The organism is Alteromonas stellipolaris (genome assembly GCF_001562115.1).
GTDB lineage: Bacteria > Pseudomonadota > Gammaproteobacteria > Enterobacterales > Alteromonadaceae > Alteromonas > Alteromonas stellipolaris.
Map to the genome: position 1 here is coordinate 3,414,030 of NZ_CP013926.1, position 22,975 is coordinate 3,437,004.

Genomic DNA, 22,975 nt, shown 5'->3' on the forward strand with positions numbered 1-22,975 from the left:
GGAGTTTCAGATGAACCATCAAGATGATCTTAGTCAAAAAAAGGCGCACAGCTACACCTTATATTTATCAGTATTTACCGAAAACCTTTTAGCTCAGACATTAAAAGAGGGCGAAGGCACTGAAGAGGGGGAAGCCTACTTTTTCAAATACGAAGGAGAAGACTATACAAACGGAAAGTTAATAATACCGCAAAGCAAGTTTGACGAGGGGTATGTGAAAATCACTATCATATTAAATCAAACAGCATCGGGTAATAAGCTCGAGAAATCCGGCTATAAATTCGCTTGGATCCATGCTCGCCGAGCTGGTGAAAAAGAAGACTACATTGGCCGAGGCCAGAGATTCGAAATGCAAAGTTGGGAAAACCACAGCGTTTCATTCTTCTTAACCGATAAAATGCAATATAAAACGGCGAAAGGTTGGAAAAGCCTAAACTCCTGCGCGCTGGCGCTGGATGTATGGGTACAACATACTTACCAATCGCAACTCACCAAGAAACTCACTGTTGATAAAATTAACTGCGACCCACAAATTGAGATTCAACCTGTGTAACGATGAGATTTGTTAGAACAAAAACTAGTGGGTGAGAATAATACTCTTTACACTTTAAGGGTTATTTAAGCTAGACTGGCAATATCAAATATTAGTTATATAAGCTAGCTGCATAATCTGGTTTTGCGCTAATAGATGAATGCAACATTTTTACTAACCTTAATACTTGCACTAAATTCGGCAAAAGGAGTTTCACCATGAAAAACAAAGCAATTGCGTTAGCATTATTACTTACTATTGTAGGCTGTTCTGAGTCAAACGAAGAGTCAGCAGAAGAAGCCAAAAAAGAAGCCATGATGGAAATGGAGAAAGCTGGCGACGCGACAGCTGAAGGCTACAAAGAAGCAAAAGAAAAAACAGTTGATGCTTGGGACGAGACTAAAGATTCAGCATCAAGTGCTTATGAAGACGGCAAAGACATGGCCTCTGATGCGTATGAAGATGGCAAAGATATGGCGTCTGACGCGTATGAAGATGGTAAAGAGAAGGGTGCAGAGATGATGGATGCTGGCGCTGAGAAAGTGCGTGAAGCATGTATTGCAATGAAGAAGAAAATGGGTGGTGACGTAAGCGAATGTGATAGTAAAGACTAACTTTACGCCCCCAACATTGTGTGTTTGGTACGTTTGTTACCAAACACATAATGCTTTCTTGCCTTTCTTATTTAGGCTAATGTCTCAATCAGTGCACCAAGCAATTTTATACTCTCAGTGCGAACTTCCTGTGAGCCGTCAATAAAGTTGAAGCGTAAGCAATTTCGGTACTTCCCTGTAGCCGAAAAAAGCTGCCCTGGCGCAATATAAATACCATATTCTTTGGCTTTATCTGCCAGTTTAACCGCGTCATATTTCGTATTTAATTCAACCCAAAGTACGTAGCCACCTTGTGGGTAACTCACACAGGTATCTGTGGGGAAATAACGCTTTATATCTGCCCTAAGTGCATCTCTTGCACTTAAATAATAGTGGCGCATTGCACGTATGTGTTTATCGTAACCGCCTTGCTCAATGTAGCTTGCTATAGCTAACTGAGGCAATGTGGGGCACATGGAACTGCTAACATACTTTGCATGAAGTACTTTGTTCCTGAAGCTTCCGGGAGCTATCCACCCTACTCTAAACCCCGGCGCCAGCGTTTTTGAAAACGACGAACACAGCAATACTCGACCATCCTCGTCAAACGATTTAACCGTTCTGGGCCGCGGATATGAATAGGCAATGTCGCCATAAATATCGTCTTCAATAATAGCGACATCGTATTCTCGTGCCATATCGTAAAGCGCTTTTTTCTTATCATCAGGCATAACAAAGCCTTGAGGATTATTGACGGTAGGGGCTACTAGAATAGCTTTCACAGGCCACTGATCTAGTGCCAGCTTTAGGGCATCTAAACTCAAGCCAGTTTCGGAGTCGGTAGGTATTTCTAGTGCTTTTAAATTCGCACCTTTTATCGCTTGCATGGCACCGTAAAAGCCTGGTGATTCAACCACAATCACATCACCCGCATCGGCTACCGCACGAAGGCATACCGACAATGCTTCTTGGCAACCAGAGGTAACAATGAACTCGTCAGACTGTAGTCTGCAACCCGAGGCTGCGGTAAGTCGGCTAAGCTGCTTCCTGAGATTGCGATCGCCCTTCACATCACCATACACCATGCCATCAAGTGGCCGGTTTTTCGTTAGCTCATGCAGGCGCTTTGTTAGTGGCTTAAGGGTTTTAGCGGTCATATTAGGCATGGCGTGCTGGAACTGGCATCGCGTTTCAATATCACTGTCTTTGTTGAACGTATTCAACAACATGTTGAGTACATCTTCCCACTGAGACACATCCATAGGCCGTTGCGGCGGCTTGGTCATTTTAGGCGTGTTATTCAATGTGGAATTTGACGATACGAAATAGCCTGATTTAGGCTTCGCTTCAACGTACATTTGAGACTCTAAAACCCGATAGGCTTCTTGCACGGTAGCGATGCTAACGTGATGCTCTGCAGACAATTGCCTTACCGAGGGAAGCTTATCCCCTTCCCCAAATAGGCCGCGATCTATTTGCGCTTTTAGTTCACTCGCAAGCGACTCATACAGTGTCATTTATATTTCTCAATACAGACTATCCCCATACAGATAACTATACCTTAAATTATCACCATAATTTACCATACAGTTGTAATGGTTATAGAGCATACAGTCGCCTAAAACGCGTATCTGTATGGCAAACTTTTAGCACTTTTGGCTCTAATGCATACACACATTTCACCGTACTATTCTTTGGCGTTATGAGTAACGCTGATTAATCTGCTACTCAACTGTCACTTATTAGTTTGAATAAAGAATAGAGAAAGGATTACCATGGAAACTTCGTTACTTTTTGCACTGGCCACGTTTGCTTTTGTTAGCACAGTAACGCCGGGGCCCAATAACCTAATGCTATTGGCATCAGGGGCGCAGTACGGTTACAAAAAGTCGATTCCGCATATGATCGGAATTGTTATTGGCGTAGCAGGCCTAATGATTAGTACGCTGTTGGGTGTAGGGGCACTTTTCACCTTATTTCCCGCCTTGTATACCGTACTAAAAGTACTGGGCATTACTTATTTATTGTGGCTGGCTATAAAAATTGCTACCGCCCCTACTGATGAAATTGAAATTAAGAAAACCACCCGACAAGGGCCACTAAAATGGTGGGAAGGCGCATTATTTCAATTAATTAACCCTAAAGCGTGGATGATGGCATTGGCTAGCGTGGGCACATTTACGTTACCTGGCGAACACTATGCAGAATCTGGATTAGCTATTGTGTTAGCGTTTGCCTTAATCGGTTTTCCGTGTATTTCAATATGGGCTGCCGTGGGCGCAAAAATTAAAATTTGGCTTAGCTCGCCCATGCGCAGAAAGCGTTTCAACTTCACCATGGCCGCAGCCACCGCTGCTACCTTGTTTTTGATTGTGTGAAAAGCAGTAAAGAACATGAGAGTATGTTAACGACTAGACGATGGACTCCCCCATACCAACGCCCTGATAAAAATGGTTTAGCCGCTTTGGCTTGCAAGTAAGCTAAGGATAACTTGCTGCGGCTAAACCCGTTTTAAAAAAGCATTAAGGCGCGAAAAAGAAGCCTTTATCTACCCCACTAAAATTGTTTTTATGATTCAACAAGTACCTTTTGTTCTTCGCGCCATCTATCAATCGTAAAATATTGTTCTGTGAGTCGTTGTTAGCCATATTGCTGATACTAAAATTCAACTGCGTAACATTTTCTGGCATACCGAGAATTTCAAAGATAAACACCGACAAATGATCATCGAGTTTTATTTTGCCTTCGCCCAAATGTAATTGGCTTTTGATGACTTCTTGCGTTTTTTCACCTCGGCTAAACGCCTTCACATCAAAGGCTTGTTTAATGTGGGCCACTAATCGTTGCTTATACGCCGTGCTGTCTTTTGATATTGTCTTTAACTTGGCCTTGTCGCTACTGCTGGCAATAAGCGACTGGTCGATACCGTACAGTGGCGTCATTACTTCATATATCCAGCGGCCATCATCTAAATGACGAATTTGAAAAGTGGCAATATTGCTATCGTGCGCATTACTTACGCCTGAAAACATCAATGCACAAATCAATAAGATAAATTTAACTTTTTTACGCATTTGCAGCACCTGTAAGCCTTATGCCGATATATCTAAGGGCATAAGGCATCAATTTGAGGTTATTGAACAGAGAAGTCGTTTCTATCGACGTAGCTTCCCATCAAACAGACCGGTACAGTTGGCGCCCCCGTTTCTAATGCATGGTAATGGTATGCGCCATCTGGGAACTCTTCGGTGGCATGGGTATGGCCATTACACTCATCAATAGTGGCTACATCAGCAGGAAGGGTGTTGGTCCCGTCAATCAGATCGTAAGCAGCGTAGATAGGAAAACCGTCTTTCGCTAAGCCCGCAAACGCAGCGTGATCTTCGTATTCAATATAAGTATTGGTACAACTAATGCCGTACAGATTAGTGAAGTTGTATTCTGGTGCATCGAACACCGTATTGATAGATTGAGGAATAAAGTGCCAATGATAATACCCGGCAGGATCAGCATGACCACCGCAATGATCTAACGCGGGGATGTTTCCGCTACCTGTGCCACCAATACCCGCTTCAGCAGTTGTCACACTGGGCGGATCGCCTTTAATTGGAATACCATTAATACCTAAACCGATACTGCCAACGGTAGGAATATAATAGGCTTCAGAGCGAAATTCTGGGGTGACGGGAATTAAATACGTTACTGTTAAACTTGAGTCGAAAGCCATAGATAAACAGTAACTGAAGTCGCCACCGCCACCAGAGCGAATATTCCCATCCTCATCAACAATATCGTAGCCGTCTGCGTCCATTCCTTGTGCCGCATCAACTAGCGATTGAAAGCCAGGGTTGGTTTCACCGTCGTAAACTCCTAAACCAGCTTCAATTCTAGGCGTAGATATGGAATCGGGGCAATAAGGCCCAACGGTCCCCTCACCTTCGGTATCACCCACGGTATTGGCTGCAAAGGTTAGCTCATAACAGGTGGTTTCGCTGCCGTTTTCAAGGGTACAGCTCACTTCGTTCTCGGTAAGTGGTAATACGGTAAATAAATCTACGTTGTAGTAAGTAGTTATCTCGTCATCCACTGTGTCGTCTACAGAATCATCTTGCGTATCATCATCGACAATGACCTCATCCACAACACTTGTATCATCACTTGACCCACCACAACCAACTAAGGTTACAGAGAATATGAACGCAATTAGAAACACTTTAACACTATGCATATTGGCAAACCTTTTAATTCCCAGAATGAGATGGTATGCCTAATTTTTTAGTTTTGGGAGTTTGAAAGGAAAACTTCACAGTAATTGCACATTTCGTAAGTGCTGTAACGCACATGACTGATCAATACGTGACTAAGATATGATGGCGGCACTGGCGGGTAAATACTTCTGACATACTGACATTCTGTCGTGAGAACTTATCGGTAAGGATTTTCGCCCATAGCAACCACAACACAAAACAAACGTAAATCTAGTTCTAACTGGTGGTAATCCGGCTCCATATAACAACAAAGTTGATAGAAGCCCTTGTTGTGATCTTTTTCTTTGAAATGAGCAAGTTCATGTACCACTAGCGCCTTTAATAATGGTTCGGGGGCGTGCAATAAGTCGCTGTTAATGGCTAAGTCATGTTTACGTGTTTTACCCTGCATACGATAGGTATGCGTACCTAAGGCATTAGTAACCATATCACCTTGCTTTTTAAAGGCCGCTCGGCCAAATGGGGGCGCATTTTTTACATAACGCTTTTTAAGGTCGGTAGCATAATTATAAAGTAACTTATCGGTCGTTATAGTATGCGCATTGGGGTATTTTTTAACGAGGTAATTGCTTAACTTGTTGTCAGCTATTAGTTGAAGTGCTTGCGCAACAACACTTGCAGGGTAGCCATTAAAATATCGTGCGTAGTCACTCACTTCACTTTCTCCTTAGTACGCACAATTATAAAGGAATCCCAATCAAGCCTCTATCGAATCCCCACATTAATTTAAAGTTACTATATAGTCAGGTCTATCCTGATGTGGCAGTATTTATTTAATTCGAAGGCCTGCGTTTTGTTGGCCGACTAGATAAGGGAAATCTATGCTGATGAACGCGCGTAAATATACTGGTATTGCTCTTGCAGTAACTGTTGCCATTTTAAGTGGTTGTGGCGGCGGAGGGAGTGGCGGTAACACAGTTACACCCGTAACAACTACACCACCTGTTAGCAGCGGGCCGTCATGGGAGCCCGGTGTTTTTGAATCACAGTCAACGTTCATCGCAAAGTGTGAAACACCAAGAACAGGCACAGATCCTTTTACGGGTAGTGCTTACCCTGATTCGCAAGGCTCAGCACTAGAAGAAAAGTTATGGCTACGTTCATGGACTAACGATACCTACCTTTGGTACGACGAAGTTGATGACAACAACCCAGATAACTTTTCGGTATTAGGCTACTTCAATCAATTAAAAAGCAACGAATTAACCCCAAGCGGAACTGCAAAAGATAACTTTCACTTTTCTCAGGATACCGCTGAATACAACGAACTAACCCAAACCGGTGTCTCTTCTGGCTACGGCTTTGACTGGGAGTTTGTTGCTAACACTTCGCCCCGTGAGCTTGTGGTTCGATTTACTGAACCAGACTCTCCCGCAGCGTTAGCCAATGTTCCTCGCGGCGCTTCATTGATTACAATTAACGGGATTGATTTCGTTAACGACAACAGCCAAAGCGGTGTAGATGCCATTAACGCCGCACTTTTCCCCGACAACGCAGGCACGGTAACTAGCTTCGAGTTCGAACTTATTGATGGCAGTCCACTGGTGGTAGATATCACATCTTCTGATATAAGCGTAGCGCCGGTGCAAAATGTGAACATTTTTGACACTACAAACGGTAAAACTGGCTACTTTCAGTTCAATACGTTTATTCGCACGGCCCAAGATGATCTTATCGATGCGTTTGACTTATTCGTAAACGAGAACGTAACCGAACTGGTTATAGATTTGCGTTACAACGGTGGTGGCTTGTTAGCACTGGCTTCTCAGGTTTCTTATATGGTTGCGGGGCCAAGCCAAACCAATAACGCTATTTTCGAAACCACCCGCTTTAATGATAAGAGCACAACAACGAACCCAGTGACCGGAGAGGCGCTACAATCCACACCATTTTACCGCAATGAAATAGACTACAATGCAGGCGTATTAACCAGTACCTTGTTGCCTAGCTTGTCACTCACTCGCGTATATGTGATCACCACAGGTTCAACATGTTCTGCCAGTGAAGCGGTAATGAACGCCTTACGTGGTATAGATGTAGATGTGGTTCAAATAGGATCCACTACCTGTGGCAAACCCTATGGTTTTTACCCTACCGACAACTGCGGCGAAACCTATTTTACTATTCAATTCCAAGGCGTGAATAATAAAGGGTTTGGTGATTATGCCGACGGCTTTATGCCAACAGATTCACCAAACTTCGACTTTGAACTACCAGGTTGTGCTGTAGAGGACGACTTTACAGCAGCACTAGGCAACCCCGAAGAAGGTATGTTGGCAGCAGCGTTAGGATATTCTGCGACAGGAAATTGCCCAGTAGTGACTTCAGTAGAAGATTTAGCCGATGCTTCGACCGGTAAAGAGAATATGGCGAGTACTTCGGAAAACGCTCAAGCTCAAGGAAGCGCTTTGCTAGCCATCGACAACCCAAACACACAAAGAGAAACGTTAATTTTACATAATAAAATTAACGAACCTGTTATTGAGGAGCGCAAATAATGGCGCTTAATAAGCCCCTCATGATTAACGCTGTAATAGGTTTAGTTGCCATTCCACTTGCCTTCGCAAGTGGTTGCGCAACCACCGCGCCCAACCAAGAAATCGACTTAGTTGTAGCTTATGCTAGCAACTTGAACTTAGCGCAAAAACAGCAAATTGAGAGTAAAATAAGCAGTTGGTTTGGCGGGCTAAAAATTACCCTTGCCGACGATGTTTTTTCTGAGTCTTCGCTGGTCAGCATTGAGCGTAAAGCACATATGGATGAGCGAAGATTACCTATTGAAGGAAGGCACAACAACCCTGCGTTTACGTTTACTTTGCTGACCGATGGTAAGCATTGTATTTTACGCAACAATCAAACCGGTGAAACCGAAACGCTTTCTGGTATAAGTTGCAAATAAAAAAGGGCAAAAATGGGATCAGAGTACTTTTCAAGCAAAGCAATAACGTACTCTGACACCATTAATTTAGATTCTTACTAACCGCAGCACTTCTTATACTTTTTGCCGCTACCGCAAATACAGGGTTCGTTACGTGCAGGAACTTTCTCTACAGTTACAGTGCCCTTTTTATTAAGAAGCACTGTTAATTCTTGTATAGATTCTACCGCGCCTTCCTTTGTATCAACGGTAATATCGGCATACAAACCAGCTTCAGCCACTAATGCATCTACTTCTTGTTTTCGAGCTTCATTGGTTACCACTAATTTAAGCGGGTATTTTTTACTGCCTGCAATACGGCTAGCGTTTCTTTCATAACCGTATGTTAGGGTCGTTTGACGGGCGTCTTTACGACCTTTAAAAAAAAATTTATCTGACATTTGGTGTTCCAAATATTTAAAAGTAGAAAGTGGGTATCATCATTCAATCGTCACAAAAATTAGCTAACTAACCTAAACCTTGGATAAGGAATATCAAAACGCAGTGATTCCGACCAAACATTTCAATTAGTGAACTATTGGCTATCTATTTTCAATCCATGCTGGGCGGTAAAAACAGAGAGGAAAACTTGGCTTACAGGCGTTGCTTATCTGAAATTAAGGTTAAATAACACACCATAATTACTAAGTGATGATTTGCTTATGCGTATTCTACTACAAGTGCGAAGCTCACACACAATCTACCTGCGATTAACGTAGCCTTTATAACAAAATACAAGCGGGAAGGAAGACTATGGGAAGGCAGATCTTCAAGCCTCGACGCTGTTGAATAAAACGCAAATTTCATCTAAAGCGCTCTGACTAATGTACTCAGCTGATGTATTCGGTTAATGTGCGTGGTTACTATATTCTGAACCCATTAATTCTGGAAATAAGACTACAACATGCAACCACACGACCACTCACCGCTAGATGACTTTATTGAATATCCAGAAAATGAAATGATGTCGCGCAGCGCTGATTTCTTGCAAACCATGCAACGCAGGCACAGCATTCGCCATTTTAGCGACAGGCCTGTAGACAAAAAAATTATCGAAAATTGCCTACTAACGGCGGGCACTGCACCGAGCGGCGCCAATCATCAGCCTTGGCATTTTGCGGCGATTAACTCTTCTACCGTGAAACAAAAAGTAAGGGAGCAAGCTGAAGCCCATGAGCGTGGGTTTTATGAGGGGCGTGCTGGAGAGCAGTGGCTTCAAGACCTCAAACCATTAGGCACAGACGCAAGCAAACCCTATTTGGAATTGGCACCTTGGCTTATTGCCGTATTTAGCCAGAAGTCTGGTGAAACAGAAAGCGGAGATAAGCGCCAGAATTATTACGTTCACGAATCGGTAGGCATTGCGGTTGGAATGCTGATCACTGCCTTGCACAATGCGGGTTTGGCTACGTTAACTCATACCCCAAAGCCCATGAACTTTTTAACGCAAGTGTGTAACCGGCCAGAAAATGAACGAGCTTATATGCTAATCATTGCCGGCTATCCTGCAGCCGACGCCACCATTCCGGCTCACGCTAAGCATAAGAAATCACTTGAAAGTATCGCCAGCTTTCTTTGATAGAATGAATAAAATGGGGGCAGAGTACTTTTACAAATAATTGACTCTGACCCCATTATTTATCTACTTGTTGGGAACAATAAGGTATTTCTCGCCTGTTTTCTTAGCATTGTATAAGGCCACATTTTCAGGCTGTAGTGCTTCCTCAAGGGTTAACTCTTTGGTATATGAAGACGCAAAAGTAGTGTTAATTTCAGCAGCAACTTTCTGATAAAGTGCACCTACACGTTTTTTGTCTAGTTTGCCTAAGAAGCGCATTAGCAACCAGCCACCAATTCCCCATGTCATGCCAAATGCGCGATTTAGAATAGTTGGAGAGAAGTCTAAGCCGCCGTAGATATAAACTTGCTTGTTGCTGTCTGAACCATAAGTATTGAAGCCTTTAGCATCTTTACTGCCAGACGCTTCCATCATGGTAAGAATGTCGCTGACTAATTCGCCGCCGCCAATAGCATCGAAGGCCAGCGTAGCGCCCGTTTTATCGATGGCTTGATAAAGCTCTGCTTTGAAATTCTCACTGGTAGAATCAAGCACAATTTTAGCGCCTAAATCTTTAAGAATATCGACCTGTTGCTGACTACGCACAATGTTAACCAAATCTACGCCTTCTTCTAGGCAGATTTTGTTTAGCATTTGGCCCAAGTTAGATGCCGCTGCGGTATGTACTAAGGCTTTGTGACCTTCCATACGCATGGTTTCTACCATACCCAATGCAGTCAACGGATTTACAAACGAAGACGCTGCTTGCTGCGCCGTTGTGCTTTCCATGTGCGGCAAACACGCCTGGGCAGGAACACATGCATACTCTGTGTACGCGGCACCAGTAAGAATAGAAACAGTTTTGCCCATTAACGCCTGAGCTTCAGGGCTATCGCCAGCCCCAACAACCGTTCCCGCACCTTCGTTACCGATAGGTAAAGTTTGATCAAGGCGCGACTTAATACGCATCAACATTGATTTATGGACCGGTGCCACCAACGCATTTTTGCTGGCATCAAAGGTGGCTTTATCAAGGCTGGCAGGGCCGAACATGGGCCACATATCAGAAGGATTGATAGGAGAGGCTTCCATACGAACGATAACTTCGTGGGGCTTAGGCTCAGGGACGTCTACCTCTTTAATAGATACCTCTAGTTCGCCTTCCGACTTGATAAGAGTAAAAAGCTGTTTGGATTTATTCATTTTGGTTGTCTCGCTATGTTAATCAAGATCTACGTGTGAGCTAAGCTAACATGTCGTTAACATCAGTAATATTTATATTGGTAATATATATAGGTGCAGATGAGTTATAGAAAAATAACGGGGTCAGAGTCCGTTTTATGAAAAAGTACTCTGACCCCATTATTTAATCCGTTTTGGGCGATCCATCTTCGTTAAATTCAGCAATTGCTTCGCCGGAACTCTCCCAACGTTCACGTTCTTCATCGGTCGCCTTTGGAGAAAACAGCCCTGTATACGCATAAAAAATGCCTATTAACGGTGCGGTCCAACATGCAAAGGCCAAGGGTATATACAAAAGATTTTCTAGATTATCGCCCGATACGCCAAGCCCCAGTGCAGAAATAACAAATGCCCCACCCGCATTCCATGGAATAAGTGGCGACATCAATGTGCCACCCTCTTCAATTCCCCTGGCAAGGTTCAAGGTAGAATATCCCATTCCACGATACACCGGTGAGTACATACGCCCGGGTAACGCCACAGACAAATAAGGGTCGCCAGCTACCAAGTTAGTCGCAAATGCGGTTCCAACTGCGGCAGTTTGTGTGCCTGCAAATGTGGTTGCTTTACTTTTTATTGCATTAATAATACTTCGCAAACACCCTGTAGTTTCAAGCGCGCCACCAAAGCCCAGCGCAATTAATACAAGCGAAATGGTCCACATCATCGACTGTATGCCACCGCGATTTAATAAACCGTCTATCTCTGCAATGCCGGTTTCAATTGAATATCCGTTATTTGCAAAATCAAAGACCGACTGCAAATTTTGCCCTTGGGTAATCATTGCCATAGCACTCCCCACCACTACACCAGCAAAAAGCGAGGGCAATGGCGGGCATTTCTTAAGTGCCAACGCCATTACAACAACAGCGGGTAATAGTGCCCAAGGAGAAATATAGAAATTGTCTTCTAGCGCGTTCGTAATACCCGCAATCTTCGCAAATGAAACGCTTTGTGTATCGATAACGAAAAAGCCAACAGCCACATAAATAGCCAGCGCAATTAACATGGCAGGAATAGTGGTGGCCATCATATTCTTAATATGAGAAAACACATCGGTGCCCGTCACTGCTGGGGCAAGGTTGGTAGTGTCAGACAACGGCGATACTTTATCACCAAAAAAAGCGCCGGAAACAACCGCTCCGGCGGTCCAATACATGGGAATATCGAAGCCTTCACCGATACCCATTAATGCCAGCCCTACTGTACCGACACTTCCCCAACTGGTGCCTAGGGAAACCGACACTACTGCACATATAATCATGCCAGCAGCCAAGAAAATTTCAGGAGAAAGCGCTTTTAGACCGTAATAAATGATGGTGGGTACGGTTCCGCTGGCTATCCAAACTCCGATAATCATACCAACGGTTATCAAGACCGATACCGATGGTAATGCAACATGAACAACGTGGAAGATACCTTCTCGGATGTCTACCCAAGTGAGGCCTAAATACATGCCAACTAAACTGGTTAGCGCTAAACCGAGGGTAAGAGGAATATGAGGCTCGAATACCCCGAAGTAGAAAATTTGTGTACCCAAAATAATCAGGGTTAACACCACAGGAGTTAAGGCAAGTAACAAACTAGGTGTGACAGGTTGCTTATCATTCATGTCGATGTCCGTTATTTAGAAATCCATTCCTAAATCAGATACGGGTATTAACTGTTAACAGATCGGCTGGAAAAAAGTGTCATTGCATCACTGCTCTTAGTTTTCAACACTGGTATACTAGTTAAGCAAATTGAATAAATACATAGAGCACCTTTATAAACAATGATGAAAACACAACACCATTTAGCAGGCAATGAGTGAAAATACCTAAACGCCTCCAACCTCTTGTCGATGATGGTTTAATCGATGAAGTACTAAGCCGCTTGATGAGCGGGAAAGAAGCCGATGTTTTTGTTGTTCGCTGCGGTGAACATATTCGCTGTGCAAAGGTTTATAAAGATGCCGTTAAACGCAGCTTCAAAAAAGCGGCGCAGTATCAAGAAGGCCGAAAAGTAAGAGGCGGACGCCAGGCACGCGCCATGGGTAAACGTTCTAGCTACGGTCGCCAAATAGAAGAAGAAATTTGGCAAACAGCAGAGGTGGATGCCCTATCACGCTTGAACGAAGCGGGCGTGCGTGTACCAGATACATACTGCTGTATAGACGGCGTGCTGCTGATGGAGCTGGTGTCGGATGAACACGGCGATGTAGCCCCCCAATTAGGGCACGTTAGCTTTAGCAAAGAAGACGCCATAGAACAGCATAAAATCATGATGCACAACATTATGCTCATGCTGTGCGCGGGTATTATTCATGGCGATTTATCCGAATTTAATGTACTTGTTGACAACAACGGGCCGGTGATCATCGATTTGCCCCAAGCGGTTAATGCTTCGGCCAATAATAATGCCGAGGCCATGTTTGCCCGCGACGTTAACAATATTCGTCGTTATTACGGCGAGTTTGCCCCCGATCTTTTGCAAACTAATTACGCGAAAGAAATGTGGGCGCTGTTTGAAGAAGCCAACCTAACCCCTAACTCGGTGCTTACCGGTGAGTTTGAAGATGACAGCGAGGATGCTGACGTAGACGCAATACTAGAAGAAATACAAGCCGCTGCTGATGAAGAGCAAGAGCGCTTAGCCCGCATTAATTTTTCAGATGATGATAACTAATAGACGGATAAAACAATGAGGCAGAATCATTTTTTAAAAGAAATGTACTCGGCCTCTTTGGTCTACGCTCTATAAATTTCACCGCCCTCCGCTACGCCTACCCCAAATTGATTAAATTTAATACAATCAATAACTTATACTGTCAGCTTTACTTACACATTTTTATCATTCACATCAAATGATAAAAATTACCTATTATAAATCAGATAGTTACCTTGTGGCATGGAATTCGCTATCTCTCGGCGCGCTACACCATGAATAAAAACAAAAAATTAACTATAAGGATATAATTTATAATGAAATTTAAGAACACACTCCTTGCCGCCTCTCTCTCTTTTGCTGCACTCTCTTTTCAGTCTCACGCTGACGTTATTATCTCGGGCATGGGAGGCGAAGCTGGCTATGGTTCCGACCAAACGTTTTCCGAGTTTGCTCCTACGTTCAACCTCCCTTTCGATGTAAATATAGATGGAATAAACTTCAACACATTTAGAGCATTTACAAACGGAAACGTCGATTTATTTGGCGGTGAGTCAAACTTTGAACCAATGGTAACTAGCCTGACTGTGTTTGAGGCTCGAGGGAATTACGATTGCGCCAGCTGCGGTGACACTTATATTGGCTCACCGTCAGAGGGTGTTGTCGCCGTTACTTGGTTAGACATGAGCACAGATGCATTTTATAACGGCGACGACGAAACCAATCGTCAAAATACCTTTCAAGCATTAATCATCGACCGCTCTGACGATACAGGCCAAGCTGGCGACGTAGATATAGAGTTTCGCTACGACGAGCTTTCATACCGCGATGAAGGGTTCTCGCTTGATTCGTTTACTTTTGGGCAATCAGAAGCTGGATTTTTTCTACCTAACGAAGAGTTTATCGCGTTGCCAGGCAGCGGTACTGCTGACATTTTAGAACTCGTTAACACCTCAAATGTTGGTGAGGACGGTATATGGGCATATTCTGTCCGTAATGGCGAAGTAACGCTAGCCACTGCGCCAACAGGTAGCGAAGGTACAGGAACTGAGCTTGACCCTTTTATGCCTTCAGATGATGTAGATGGTAGTTGGGAATTCGAGTTTAGTATTTCAGATAATGAAGTGGTATTTATCGACCCTGACGTAGCGATTGGTTACGACTATGTGGTGGAGTCTGGCCCAAACATGGCATCCGTTATTTTGCCTACTGGCTTCGATGCTGATTACGAATTGTGGTTGAACGGCTCTGCTGGCTGGGAGTTCACTGACAACTTAACAGCTGAACAAGAGTACTTCTTTGGTCCTGACGGTGTAACTGAATTTCGCGTTTTAGGTATCGACACTACGAACATGATTGACCCAGACGATGCATTGGCATTTGTTACCGGTTTATCATTTGTTGAATCTGGCGATGTGGTTATGACGCAAACACCTATCACTGAATTTGTTGCCAGCCCAACATCAGTCAGTGAGCCTAGAATGTTTTTCGTTCTGCTAACAGCTTTTGGATTATTCGCCATCCGTGCTCGTAGGAAAACTAAATAAACTGCTAGCAGTTTATATTATTTGCATTTTTTGGGGCTTTACAGCCCCTTCTTTTTACCCTGGAAATTGTCAATGAGTTACATATTATCGCAAAGCAAAGTTGCGACATTAGCCGCCCTTTTTCTCTTCTTCACCCTAAACGCTGGGGCTCAAACTTCCCCCAACTCAAGCTCTACATCAACTGATGCCCCAATGCCTTCGAAGAACAGTGTTTCAGAAAGGTGGAGCTATCAGTGCAAAGAGAAGCATTGCTTCATTAGCCAAGTATTGATTGCTCGCAACAACGAAAAGGCCGGCGTTGTAGGTGCTATAAACATTGCACTTTCCGCACAAAAACAACCTATTCTTACTCTAAGATTTAGCAGCACTGCAAAGAAAGAGTTCGGTTTAGGAATAAAAATAGATGAAGGTAAGCCGGTTCGAGTTAGCATTCAGCAGTGTGACACTAAAGTGTGCGAAACCAACATTGTTGTAGACGAAATCATGCTAGCAGAACTTAAAAAGGGCGAGCGCTTTATGGTTGCTTTTATGAATGCAGAAAAAGAACAAACCACTCTCCCCTTTTCTTTAAGTGGCTTCACACAAGCCTACGAAAAATTGCTAACTCACGGTAACTAATAACAATTAAGAAACAGGCTAAAACAGTAGATATAGATTTTATAGGCCTGAATGCCCATTACGCGTTTTAACGGATTGGTAGGTAATTAAAGCCCGAATTACTCGGGCTTTTTTGTGCTCTTTCAATTTAATCTAACACATTTTTACCTGCTAATTATTCGGCTGAAGTTTTATTAAGCGGCCGCCTTCTTTGTCTTCAAGTACGTATATGTTGCCCATATCATCTTGTTCCACTTCACGAACCCGTTTACCCCATTCGTAACGCTCGGCTTCTTCCACACTCCACTTTTGACCGTCTTGACTAAACGTAACACGCACTAACGCTTCAGATGATAAACCGCCTATGAAGCCATTGCCTTTCCAGTCTTTATGTAAATCACCTTTATAAATAATAAAGCCCGCCGGACTTATGGCAGGTACCCACGCATTTTCTGGTGCTTTATAAATAGGAAACTCTTCGTGGTTTGGTATTTTAACGCCTGAATAATGGTCGCCTTGCGAAACGATGGGGTAACCATAGTTGCGCGCTTTTTCAACAATATTGAGCTCATCACCATGACGGGGGCCCATTTCGTGGGACCACAAGTTTCCCTCCTCATCAAAATCGATACCGAGGGGGTTGCGGTGCCCTAGCGTCCATATTTGTTCTGTCACGCTACCGTTACCATAAAAAGGATTATCTTGGGGCACACTACCATCAGCGTTTAAACGCAATATTTTTCCCAAATTCATTGCCATATTTTGGGCTGGCGTAAATTTTTGTCTGTCTCCAGACGTAATAAACAAGTAGCCATCCGGCGAAATTACCATTCGATGCGAATAGTGCCCATTTCCGGTTACTTTGGGGGATTGGTGCCAAATAAGCTCTCTGTCAGACAAGTTTGCACCGCTATCAGAAATGGTTAGCGTTGCGCGCTCAATCACTGCCCCGCTGTAGGCATCGTCTTTAGGATCGCGCTCTATGTAAGAAATATAGATGGTGCTATTCGTTTTAAAATCAGGGTGAACAATGACATCCCCTAAACCGCCCTGCCCTCGCGCGGTAACGTCGGGAGTACCGGTTACTGCAAAGCGTTTCTGTTGGCTCTTATCAAGCAACCACAGCGTGCCAGCCTTTTCTGTTACTAAACTATGTCCATCAGGCAAAAACGCCATTGCCCAAGGGTTATTAAATGAGGCTATGGCTTCTCCACCAATTATAGTGCCCTTACTACCTTTCATTTCAACCTTAACGGGCAAGTCTGACTGAGCCAATGCAACGAAGGAGGTTGCTAGCATAGTAATAAGAAGAGTGATTTTTTGTCGCGTGATACGTTTTCGCATAGTCGTGGTTACCTTATAAAAAAGGTTCGCGTAATACTCGTCACACCATAATGTGGCACGCAAATAATAATTAATAACGGTGTTTACGCGTGTTTATTGGCTACGGCTCACTTGCGCTAACATCGGCTAATTTTGCTTTGTTTCATCGCACGCTATTCATCTACCGATACGATGATGGCGGGCTGTTGTGATATCTAGCCCAAAGGCGCCTAAACTGCCTTGAGTCTTCAAACCCACAGCGCTGAGCTATTTCTTCTACTTGCAACGGCGAGTGCTGCAATAATTGCTGGGCCAAACTTAATCGCAATTTGTAAATATACTCTTTACTGGTAATGCCGGTGCTGTCTTTAAATATGCGCGCAAAGTGGCGTTTACTGCAGTGCCCTAAATCAGCCAGTTCGTCTACACTCCAATTTTTCGCAGGGTCTTGCTGAATTTTATCTTGAATTCGATGTATTCTTTGCTGTAAATGGTTTCTGTGCTCCAAATACGGTGACAAACTAGGATCTTGCATACCACGGCGAATAAACAATACCATCTGCCTAGCTATCTTTGCTGATATTTGGGGGCCAACTTGCTGCTGTACCAAGTGAAGCGCCAAATCAATTCCAGCCGATACGCCAGCGCTGGTATAAACATTACCATCTTGCACAAACAAACGATTTTCGAGTACTTGCTTAGCGGTAAGTAAAGCAGATAACTCATTGCAATGCATAAAGTGCGTGGTGCATTTTTTATTATTTAACAGCCCCGCTTTCGCCAACACTAACGCCCCCGCACAAACACTGATCACTTTGGAAAATTGCTGCTGTGCTAACCACCCACATACCTTTTTCATCAGAGTCGTATCAAGCTTGATTTCGTTACCCACCATGCCGGTGACTAAAAGCCAGGCGTTCGGTTCAACGGTTATTGGTAGAGGGTCTACCGTTAAGCGCATACCAAGGGAGTTTTTAAGCGTGGTTTCTGGCCCAACAAAATGTAGTTTAAAATGGTTTTTTCCGTAGCGATTAGCATAAGCGAACACTTCTGCGGGCCCTACCACATCTAACATCAAAAGTTCTGGTAGTAATACTATATAAATGGGAATAGTGTCATTTTCGGTGCAAGTATTGGCATTTGTACTTATGCCAGCGCCGAGAATGCCAATATCGAGAGCGCCAGAACCGAGAGTGCCAGCTTCAGAAGTATGAGCTTCATGAGTGTTACCAGACTCAGCCATCACACAGTCACTGCTACTTTACGGCGAAAACGACCACCAAAAGTATTAAGTAGCAGGCCAAATAAAACCAAAATAATGCCTAACCACTGCATGGGCGTTATGCTTTCATTAAGCATTAGCGCAGCAGAGCTTAGCCCTACAACAGGAACCCCTAACGACAATGGGGCAATTTGGCCAGCGGGGTAACGAGTTAGCAGGTAACTCCAAAGCCCATATCCCGTAATAGTGGCCCCAACCGCCAAATACAATAACGCGCCAAACGACACCCAACTAAACCCACTTAAACTGGTGATAATTTGCTCGGGCCCTTCAATAAAATAACTGCCGATGAAAAATGGTATAGGCGGTACCCATGCACTCCACACAACTAAATTAACGTTCGAATTAAAACCCCGATTGCTAATGCTTCTCGCGCTAATATTACCCAAAGCCCAGCTTGCCGCGCCAGCCATCGTTAAGCCGAACCCCAGCGCAGTAATGCTGTGTTCATCTTTACTCAGTGCAATAAAAGTTAAGCCAAACGCAGCAATAAAAAAGGCCCACACCTGATAATTTTTTATTGATTCTTTCAAGAAGAACATCGCAAAAATCATGGTAAACAATGCCTGTGCTTGTAGTGCAAGCGACGCTAATCCGGCGGGCATACCATACGCCATAGCAGAAAACAGAAATGCAAATTGCAGGAAGCTTATGGGCACGGCATAGGCCACCCACCATATAAATGGGGTGTTGGGTCGTTTGAAAAACAACGCTCCCACCGAAGCTACCAGTAAGAAGCGTAAACCGCCCATTAATAAAGGAGGCATACCTTCTAACCCCCAAGCAATGGCAACGAAATTCACGCCCCATATCACCACGATAAATATTGCGATCAATAAATCTTTACCTAACATACCCTTCCCTTTTCGCTGCCATTAATTGATTAGCGCTGATGCGCCGGAATATGTCTCATTTTGTCTACAAATGTAGTGATCTCTTGGTCGCTACGTTGCCCTATTACCCTCTCTTCACTTGCACTGTGATGCTGTAAACCCAGCCCTGGCCGATAGGCTTTTTCAGGGCGTATAGGCCTTCTTTGCAAGTCACCGCCGCAGTTAGGGCAAACCCCTTGCAATATTCCCCTTAAACAATCTTCACAAAATGTACATTCGTAAGTGCAAATGTAAGCTTTTAATGAGTTTGCAGGTAATGAAGCATTACAACATTCGCAATTAGGTTTAAGTATCAACATACTGGTATGCCTAGATGATTGTTGATAAAGATATTATGCCTGTTTGCACATGGATGGTAGGGCAAAAACTTAATCTTAGCGGGTCAAAAAGGACATAACTAAGAAATGATGAGTTAGAAACAGGATTACAGAAACAGAATTCAAAAGAATAGTCTTCAAGTAGAAGCAGCGCAGAAATGAAACCTGAGTAATTTTAAGTAGAGTAAGAACTTTTTGGGAGATAACGTACTTTTGGCTAGCCAGTGTACTATGCCCCCTATATTCAAGTATCATGGCGCCAATTTTAAAGCGTTGTAGGGTTCCCTCTTATGTCATTTAGCGATTTAGGCTTATGTACTGAACTTTTAAACACCGTTGCTGAAAAGGGCTATACCTCAGCCTCCCCAATTCAGCAGGAAGCCATTCCAGCAATATTGAGTAAGCAAGACCTTATCGCGATTGCACAAACAGGAACGGGGAAAACCGCGAGTTTTTCATTACCCATTTTGCAGCTATTGGTAGACAAGCCGCGCCTAGAAACCAAGGGTATAAGGGCGCTTATTATTGCCCCTACTCGCGAGCTTGCCGCGCAGGTTGCTCAAAACGTTGAACAATATAGCCAAAATCTAAACATTCGCTCAACGGCTGTATTTGGTGGCGTGCGAATTGAGCCTCAAAAATATGCGTTAGCGCAAGGTGTCGATATTCTTATTGCAACACCAGGGCGCTTGCTAGATTTATATGAACAAGGTGATATTAACTTCGACCATCTTGAAATATTGGTGCTAGATGAAGCCGACCGCATGTTGGACTTAGGCTTTATTGACCATATTCATCACATACAAAAGCTACTGCCTAAGCAACGTCAAACGCTACTCTTTTCAGCCACGTTTTCAAAAGAAATTAAAACACTCGCCACCACGATGCTAAATACCCCTGTGACTATTGAGTTAGCCAGGGCCAATGATCACATCGAAAAGATCACGCAAATATTGCATCCGGTAGACAAGGAGCGAAAAAACGAGCTTCTTATTCATCTTCTTGAAAATAATGACTGGTCTCAAATATTGGTATTTACGCGCACCAAACGCGGTGCGGATAGCTTAAGGAACGAGCTTGAAGCGAAAGGCATTGCGGCAGAGTCTATTCATGCAAATAGAACGCAGCAAGCGCGCACATTGGCGTTAAATGGTTTTAGAGATGGCAGCCTTAAGGTTCTGATTGGAACAGACCTTGCCGCTAGAGGTATCGATATTCAGCAATTGCCCTGTGTTATTAATGTCGACCTGCCCTATGTAGCTGAAGACTATATTCATAGAATTGGTCGTACAGGCAGAGCGTCGTCAGAGGGCTTGGCTATTTCGCTATTCAGCGACGACGAAGCCAAACAGTTAAGGTCAATAGAACGCCTTCTTGGCAGACAGTTTAAAAAGACCTTTATTTCCGGTTTTGCGCCAAAACCAAAACCGAAGCCACCTGCAGCTAAGGTAGAGGAAGACTTATACGGGAATTTTGAAGCTGACGATAAGCCTAAGGGTAAAGGCAGATCGAAAGGACGGAGAAAGCGCCGCTAGCTTATAGAATCAAGAAAAAATGGGGGCAGAGTACATTTAACAAGTAAAAAATGGGGTCAGAGTACATTTAACAGGTAGAGCACTTTAGATAGCCTAAGAAAAAATGGGGTCTAAGTAATGTACTCTGACCCCTTTATTTAGCGCTCAAAAAAAACATCAACCAAATCGGCAAGGGTTTCTTCCAACTCTTCTTCGAAAACATCAATATCAATATCGAAGCTGTTCATATACTTGTCAGCATTCTCTCGCGATACCGTAATGTTTTTCATCTGGAACTCTAGCTCGGGAAGTGATTTGTCGTAACGAGGTTTCACAACCCAACGTAAACAATGACCGCGGTTGTCTTTCAGTTTTTGTTTGGCGAAAACGCAAAATTCCTCAACGTAGTCTGTTCCTTGAGGCCCAAGACAGCCAGGTTCAATACGGCACATCACCAACAACTTTTTGTACAGAGGGAGTCGAGTTTCCATTATATCTTTGAATAGTTTAAAGATTTGATTATCAGCAAATTTTGTTCATTTTTCCAGTATGGAATAGAGTCAATGTTAATTTTGTAAGTATTGAGTCCGCGAAATGGCTTCTGACCTTATAAAGTAAAGACTGTGAGAAAACCCTTTTCTTTTCTTTTAATTTCAAACCGGCTTCCTACACCTAAGGTATAAGTAGGCGTAATGCGATTTGTCAAACTTCTTTACAATTAATTTTAAAACTCAAATAAAAACACTACAAATCAATGCTTTAAACAATGGTACACTTCATGCTTAAGGTAAAATTAAAATATAATAGAGTATGGCTTAAATGTTGTCGTTGAAGCAGTTGTTATGTGTAGTTTTATGTGTATCGTCAGCAAATGTGCTGGCTACGGTCAGAGTTGTCGATTTCGATTTGGATGCAAATTTAAATAGAATTCAAAATGGACAGGTTATCGATGATGAATACGCTGATTGGGGCATATTAATCTCAAGCTGTAATACAAACGGCGTCGCCGCTGCTGGTACAGACAGAGTTACAGGCGTATGTAATGACGACCCTAATGCTGCAAACCCTGACTATAGCAATAGACAAGCAGCTTTCAATACGCAAGCTAACAACACACAAGACCCTGACCTTGAGTTTGATAAGATTAACGGCAGCTGGGTAGGCAGTATTTCGGGCGATGAATACGATCAGCTCACAGATTACAAAAGCTACTATGCTGATATTAAAGCTCAAGCGGGCACCGGGGGCGGTTTATGGTCTCGCCCAGGCAATGCGTTAATTTTAAATGAGCAACCGTGCAATGCAACAAGCTGTACAAACCCTGACGACGAAGGAACACGTCCTGGTGGATTCTTTGTATTCGATTTTACCGATGGCCCAGTAGATATCCTTAATTTAGACTTTTTCGACGTTGAAGGCGTTGAGCGTACAGATACAACATCTCCTCAAAACCTTATCTACTTTTTCTACGCAGACGGCACGTCAGGTAGCACCCAAGTGCTAGCGCCGGGTAACAATGAATACGCAAGGAAAGACTTTGTTTCTACGGAATTGGCGTCGCTGTACACTAATGTGACTAAATTGGTTGTTAACCTTCCAGGCTCAGGTGCCATCAATAACCTTATTGTAAAAGCCACAGAGGTTCCTGAACCTGCTGGCATAGCGTTATTTTTAAGTGCTGGTGTTATTTTACTACGACGTAGAAAGTCGAAGTAGCTTGCTATGAATTAAACACAACGGCGCTGT

23 protein-coding genes are annotated in these 22,975 nt (G+C 43.5%); 11 read left to right on the plus strand and 12 right to left on the minus strand.

The genetic code is table 11. The annotated features are described in order from the left end of the window. The first annotated feature begins 10 nt into the window (after positions 1-10). Both AVL57_RS14635 and AVL57_RS14640 read left to right on the plus strand, forming a co-directional pair. Complete coding sequence (locus AVL57_RS14635) at positions 11-553, plus strand: hypothetical protein (RefSeq protein ID WP_057790129.1); 543 nt, start codon at positions 11-13, stop codon at positions 551-553. Positions 554-750: 197 nt separating this feature from the next. Continuing rightward, positions 751-1,146, plus strand: coding sequence for a hypothetical protein (locus tag AVL57_RS14640; RefSeq protein ID WP_057790127.1), 396 nt, complete (start codon positions 751-753; stop codon positions 1,144-1,146). Positions 1,147-1,217: 71 nt separating this feature from the next. Here AVL57_RS14640 and AVL57_RS14645 read toward each other — a convergent pair whose 3' ends face one another. Next, complete coding sequence (locus tag AVL57_RS14645; RefSeq protein ID WP_057790126.1) at positions 1,218-2,642, minus strand: aminotransferase-like domain-containing protein; 1,425 nt, start codon at positions 2,640-2,642, stop codon at positions 1,218-1,220. 258 nt (positions 2,643-2,900) lie between these two features. On the opposite strand from AVL57_RS14645, the gene AVL57_RS14650 reads away from it, so the two are divergent. Then, positions 2,901-3,503, plus strand: coding sequence for a LysE family translocator (locus AVL57_RS14650; RefSeq protein ID WP_057790124.1), 603 nt, complete (start codon positions 2,901-2,903; stop codon positions 3,501-3,503). A gap of 144 nt (positions 3,504-3,647) precedes the next feature. Here the strand turns inward: AVL57_RS14650 and AVL57_RS14655 are convergent, their stop codons facing one another. The 3 genes from AVL57_RS14655 to AVL57_RS14665 form a co-directional block, all read right to left on the minus strand. Beyond that, positions 3,648-4,199: a hypothetical protein gene (locus AVL57_RS14655; protein ID WP_057790122.1), complete on the minus strand. Its 552-nt coding sequence runs from the start codon at positions 4,197-4,199 to the stop codon at positions 3,648-3,650. Positions 4,200-4,258: 59 nt separating this feature from the next. Continuing rightward, positions 4,259-5,353 (minus strand): YHYH protein, encoded by a 1,095-nt coding sequence (locus tag AVL57_RS14660; RefSeq protein WP_057790120.1) that lies wholly within the window; start codon positions 5,351-5,353, stop codon positions 4,259-4,261. A 197-nt stretch (positions 5,354-5,550) separates the two neighbouring features. Continuing rightward, a complete protein-coding gene (locus AVL57_RS14665; RefSeq protein WP_057790117.1) occupies positions 5,551-6,048 on the minus strand; it encodes a M48 metallopeptidase family protein in 498 nt (165 codons plus the stop codon). A gap of 172 nt (positions 6,049-6,220) precedes the next feature. Between AVL57_RS14665 and AVL57_RS14670 the strand changes: the two genes are divergently transcribed. Together AVL57_RS14670 and AVL57_RS14675 are read left to right on the plus strand one after the other, a co-directional pair. Next, positions 6,221-7,891 (plus strand): S41 family peptidase, encoded by a 1,671-nt coding sequence (locus AVL57_RS14670; protein ID WP_057795984.1) that lies wholly within the window; start codon positions 6,221-6,223, stop codon positions 7,889-7,891. Further along, complete coding sequence (locus AVL57_RS14675) at positions 7,891-8,292, plus strand: hypothetical protein (RefSeq protein ID WP_082604853.1); 402 nt, start codon at positions 7,891-7,893, stop codon at positions 8,290-8,292. The genes AVL57_RS14670 and AVL57_RS14675 overlap by 1 nt, the downstream gene beginning before the upstream one ends. Before the next feature lie 77 nt (positions 8,293-8,369). Here the strand turns inward: AVL57_RS14675 and AVL57_RS14680 are convergent, their stop codons facing one another. After that, a complete protein-coding gene (locus tag AVL57_RS14680) occupies positions 8,370-8,711 on the minus strand; it encodes a PBPRA1643 family SWIM/SEC-C metal-binding motif protein (protein WP_057790115.1) in 342 nt (113 codons plus the stop codon). Between the two features lie 503 nt (positions 8,712-9,214). Here AVL57_RS14680 and AVL57_RS14685 point away from each other — a divergent pair. Then, a complete protein-coding gene (locus AVL57_RS14685; protein ID WP_057790113.1) occupies positions 9,215-9,889 on the plus strand; it encodes a nitroreductase family protein in 675 nt (224 codons plus the stop codon). Between the two features lie 63 nt (positions 9,890-9,952). Here AVL57_RS14685 and AVL57_RS14690 read toward each other — a convergent pair whose 3' ends face one another. Then, a complete protein-coding gene (locus tag AVL57_RS14690; RefSeq protein ID WP_057790111.1) occupies positions 9,953-11,071 on the minus strand; it encodes a zinc-binding dehydrogenase in 1,119 nt (372 codons plus the stop codon). A gap of 163 nt (positions 11,072-11,234) precedes the next feature. Beyond that, a complete protein-coding gene (gene nhaC / locus AVL57_RS14695; RefSeq protein ID WP_057790108.1) occupies positions 11,235-12,722 on the minus strand; it encodes a Na+/H+ antiporter NhaC in 1,488 nt (495 codons plus the stop codon). Positions 12,723-12,919: 197 nt separating this feature from the next. Here nhaC and AVL57_RS14700 point away from each other — a divergent pair, with 197 nt between their 5' ends. The 3 genes from AVL57_RS14700 to AVL57_RS14710 all read left to right on the plus strand — a co-directional run bounded on the left by AVL57_RS14700 (position 12,920) and on the right by AVL57_RS14710 (position 15,921). After that, positions 12,920-13,777, plus strand: a complete 858-nt coding sequence (locus tag AVL57_RS14700; protein WP_057790106.1) for a PA4780 family RIO1-like protein kinase — start codon at positions 12,920-12,922, stop codon at positions 13,775-13,777. Positions 13,778-14,073: 296 nt separating this feature from the next. Next, a complete protein-coding gene (locus AVL57_RS14705) occupies positions 14,074-15,303 on the plus strand; it encodes a nidogen-like domain-containing protein (protein ID WP_057790104.1) in 1,230 nt (409 codons plus the stop codon). 72 nt (positions 15,304-15,375) lie between these two features. Then, a complete protein-coding gene (locus AVL57_RS14710; RefSeq protein WP_057790103.1) occupies positions 15,376-15,921 on the plus strand; it encodes an invasion associated locus B family protein in 546 nt (181 codons plus the stop codon). A 150-nt stretch (positions 15,922-16,071) separates the two neighbouring features. On the opposite strand, the gene AVL57_RS14715 is transcribed toward AVL57_RS14710, so the two are convergent. The 4 genes from AVL57_RS14715 to AVL57_RS21055 all read right to left on the minus strand — a co-directional run bounded on the left by AVL57_RS14715 (position 16,072) and on the right by AVL57_RS21055 (position 19,697). Continuing rightward, positions 16,072-17,244, minus strand: a complete 1,173-nt coding sequence (locus tag AVL57_RS14715) for a PQQ-dependent sugar dehydrogenase (RefSeq protein WP_057790101.1) — start codon at positions 17,242-17,244, stop codon at positions 16,072-16,074. A gap of 160 nt (positions 17,245-17,404) precedes the next feature. Then, positions 17,405-18,466 (minus strand): GlxA family transcriptional regulator, encoded by a 1,062-nt coding sequence (locus AVL57_RS14720; RefSeq protein WP_231518245.1) that lies wholly within the window; start codon positions 18,464-18,466, stop codon positions 17,405-17,407. Beyond that, positions 18,466-19,359 carry an EamA family transporter gene (locus AVL57_RS14725; protein WP_057790099.1) on the minus strand — a complete coding sequence of 298 codons (894 nt, stop codon included), beginning with the start codon at positions 19,357-19,359 and terminating at the stop codon, positions 18,466-18,468. Before AVL57_RS14725 ends, AVL57_RS14720 begins: the two co-directional genes overlap by 1 nt. A gap of 29 nt (positions 19,360-19,388) precedes the next feature. Continuing rightward, complete coding sequence (locus AVL57_RS21055; protein ID WP_082604851.1) at positions 19,389-19,697, minus strand: DUF1272 domain-containing protein; 309 nt, start codon at positions 19,695-19,697, stop codon at positions 19,389-19,391. A gap of 308 nt (positions 19,698-20,005) precedes the next feature. Here AVL57_RS21055 and AVL57_RS14730 point away from each other — a divergent pair, with 308 nt between their 5' ends. After that, complete coding sequence (locus AVL57_RS14730) at positions 20,006-21,250, plus strand: DEAD/DEAH box helicase (protein ID WP_057790097.1); 1,245 nt, start codon at positions 20,006-20,008, stop codon at positions 21,248-21,250. A 137-nt stretch (positions 21,251-21,387) separates the two neighbouring features. Here AVL57_RS14730 and AVL57_RS14735 read toward each other — a convergent pair whose 3' ends face one another. Next, positions 21,388-21,720 carry a hypothetical protein gene (locus AVL57_RS14735; RefSeq protein ID WP_057790095.1) on the minus strand — a complete coding sequence of 111 codons (333 nt, stop codon included), beginning with the start codon at positions 21,718-21,720 and terminating at the stop codon, positions 21,388-21,390. A gap of 328 nt (positions 21,721-22,048) precedes the next feature. On the opposite strand from AVL57_RS14735, the gene AVL57_RS14740 reads away from it, so the two are divergent. Continuing rightward, complete coding sequence (locus tag AVL57_RS14740; RefSeq protein WP_057790093.1) at positions 22,049-22,945, plus strand: PEP-CTERM sorting domain-containing protein; 897 nt, start codon at positions 22,049-22,051, stop codon at positions 22,943-22,945. The last annotated feature ends 30 nt before the right edge of the window (positions 22,946-22,975 follow it).

Coding starts and splice junctions, on each gene's coding strand:
- AVL57_RS14635 (WP_057790129.1), top strand. CDS start 11: ATGAACCATCAAGATGATCTTAGTCAAAAAAAGGCGCACAGCTACACC.
- AVL57_RS14640 (WP_057790127.1), top strand. CDS start 751: ATGAAAAACAAAGCAATTGCGTTAGCATTATTACTTACTATTGTAGGC.
- AVL57_RS14645 (WP_057790126.1), bottom strand. CDS start 2,642: ATGACACTGTATGAGTCGCTTGCGAGTGAACTAAAAGCGCAAATAGAT.
- AVL57_RS14650 (WP_057790124.1), top strand. CDS start 2,901: ATGGAAACTTCGTTACTTTTTGCACTGGCCACGTTTGCTTTTGTTAGC.
- AVL57_RS14655 (WP_057790122.1), bottom strand. CDS start 4,199: ATGCGTAAAAAAGTTAAATTTATCTTATTGATTTGTGCATTGATGTTT.
- AVL57_RS14660 (WP_057790120.1), bottom strand. CDS start 5,353: ATGCATAGTGTTAAAGTGTTTCTAATTGCGTTCATATTCTCTGTAACC.
- AVL57_RS14670 (WP_057795984.1), top strand. CDS start 6,221: ATGAACGCGCGTAAATATACTGGTATTGCTCTTGCAGTAACTGTTGCC.
- AVL57_RS14675 (WP_082604853.1), top strand. CDS start 7,891: ATGGCGCTTAATAAGCCCCTCATGATTAACGCTGTAATAGGTTTAGTT.
- AVL57_RS14680 (WP_057790115.1), bottom strand. CDS start 8,711: ATGTCAGATAAATTTTTTTTTAAAGGTCGTAAAGACGCCCGTCAAACG.
- AVL57_RS14685 (WP_057790113.1), top strand. CDS start 9,215: ATGCAACCACACGACCACTCACCGCTAGATGACTTTATTGAATATCCA.
- AVL57_RS14690 (WP_057790111.1), bottom strand. CDS start 11,071: ATGAATAAATCCAAACAGCTTTTTACTCTTATCAAGTCGGAAGGCGAA.
- nhaC (WP_057790108.1), bottom strand. CDS start 12,722: ATGAATGATAAGCAACCTGTCACACCTAGTTTGTTACTTGCCTTAACT.
- AVL57_RS14705 (WP_057790104.1), top strand. CDS start 14,074: ATGAAATTTAAGAACACACTCCTTGCCGCCTCTCTCTCTTTTGCTGCA.
- AVL57_RS14710 (WP_057790103.1), top strand. CDS start 15,376: ATGAGTTACATATTATCGCAAAGCAAAGTTGCGACATTAGCCGCCCTT.
- AVL57_RS14715 (WP_057790101.1), bottom strand. CDS start 17,244: ATGCGAAAACGTATCACGCGACAAAAAATCACTCTTCTTATTACTATG.
- AVL57_RS14720 (WP_231518245.1), bottom strand. CDS start 18,466: ATGGCTGAGTCTGGTAACACTCATGAAGCTCATACTTCTGAAGCTGGC.
- AVL57_RS14725 (WP_057790099.1), bottom strand. CDS start 19,359: ATGTTAGGTAAAGATTTATTGATCGCAATATTTATCGTGGTGATATGG.
- AVL57_RS21055 (WP_082604851.1), bottom strand. CDS start 19,697: ATGTTGATACTTAAACCTAATTGCGAATGTTGTAATGCTTCATTACCT.
- AVL57_RS14730 (WP_057790097.1), top strand. CDS start 20,006: ATGTCATTTAGCGATTTAGGCTTATGTACTGAACTTTTAAACACCGTT.
- AVL57_RS14735 (WP_057790095.1), bottom strand. CDS start 21,720: ATGGAAACTCGACTCCCTCTGTACAAAAAGTTGTTGGTGATGTGCCGT.
- AVL57_RS14740 (WP_057790093.1), top strand. CDS start 22,049: ATGTTGTCGTTGAAGCAGTTGTTATGTGTAGTTTTATGTGTATCGTCA.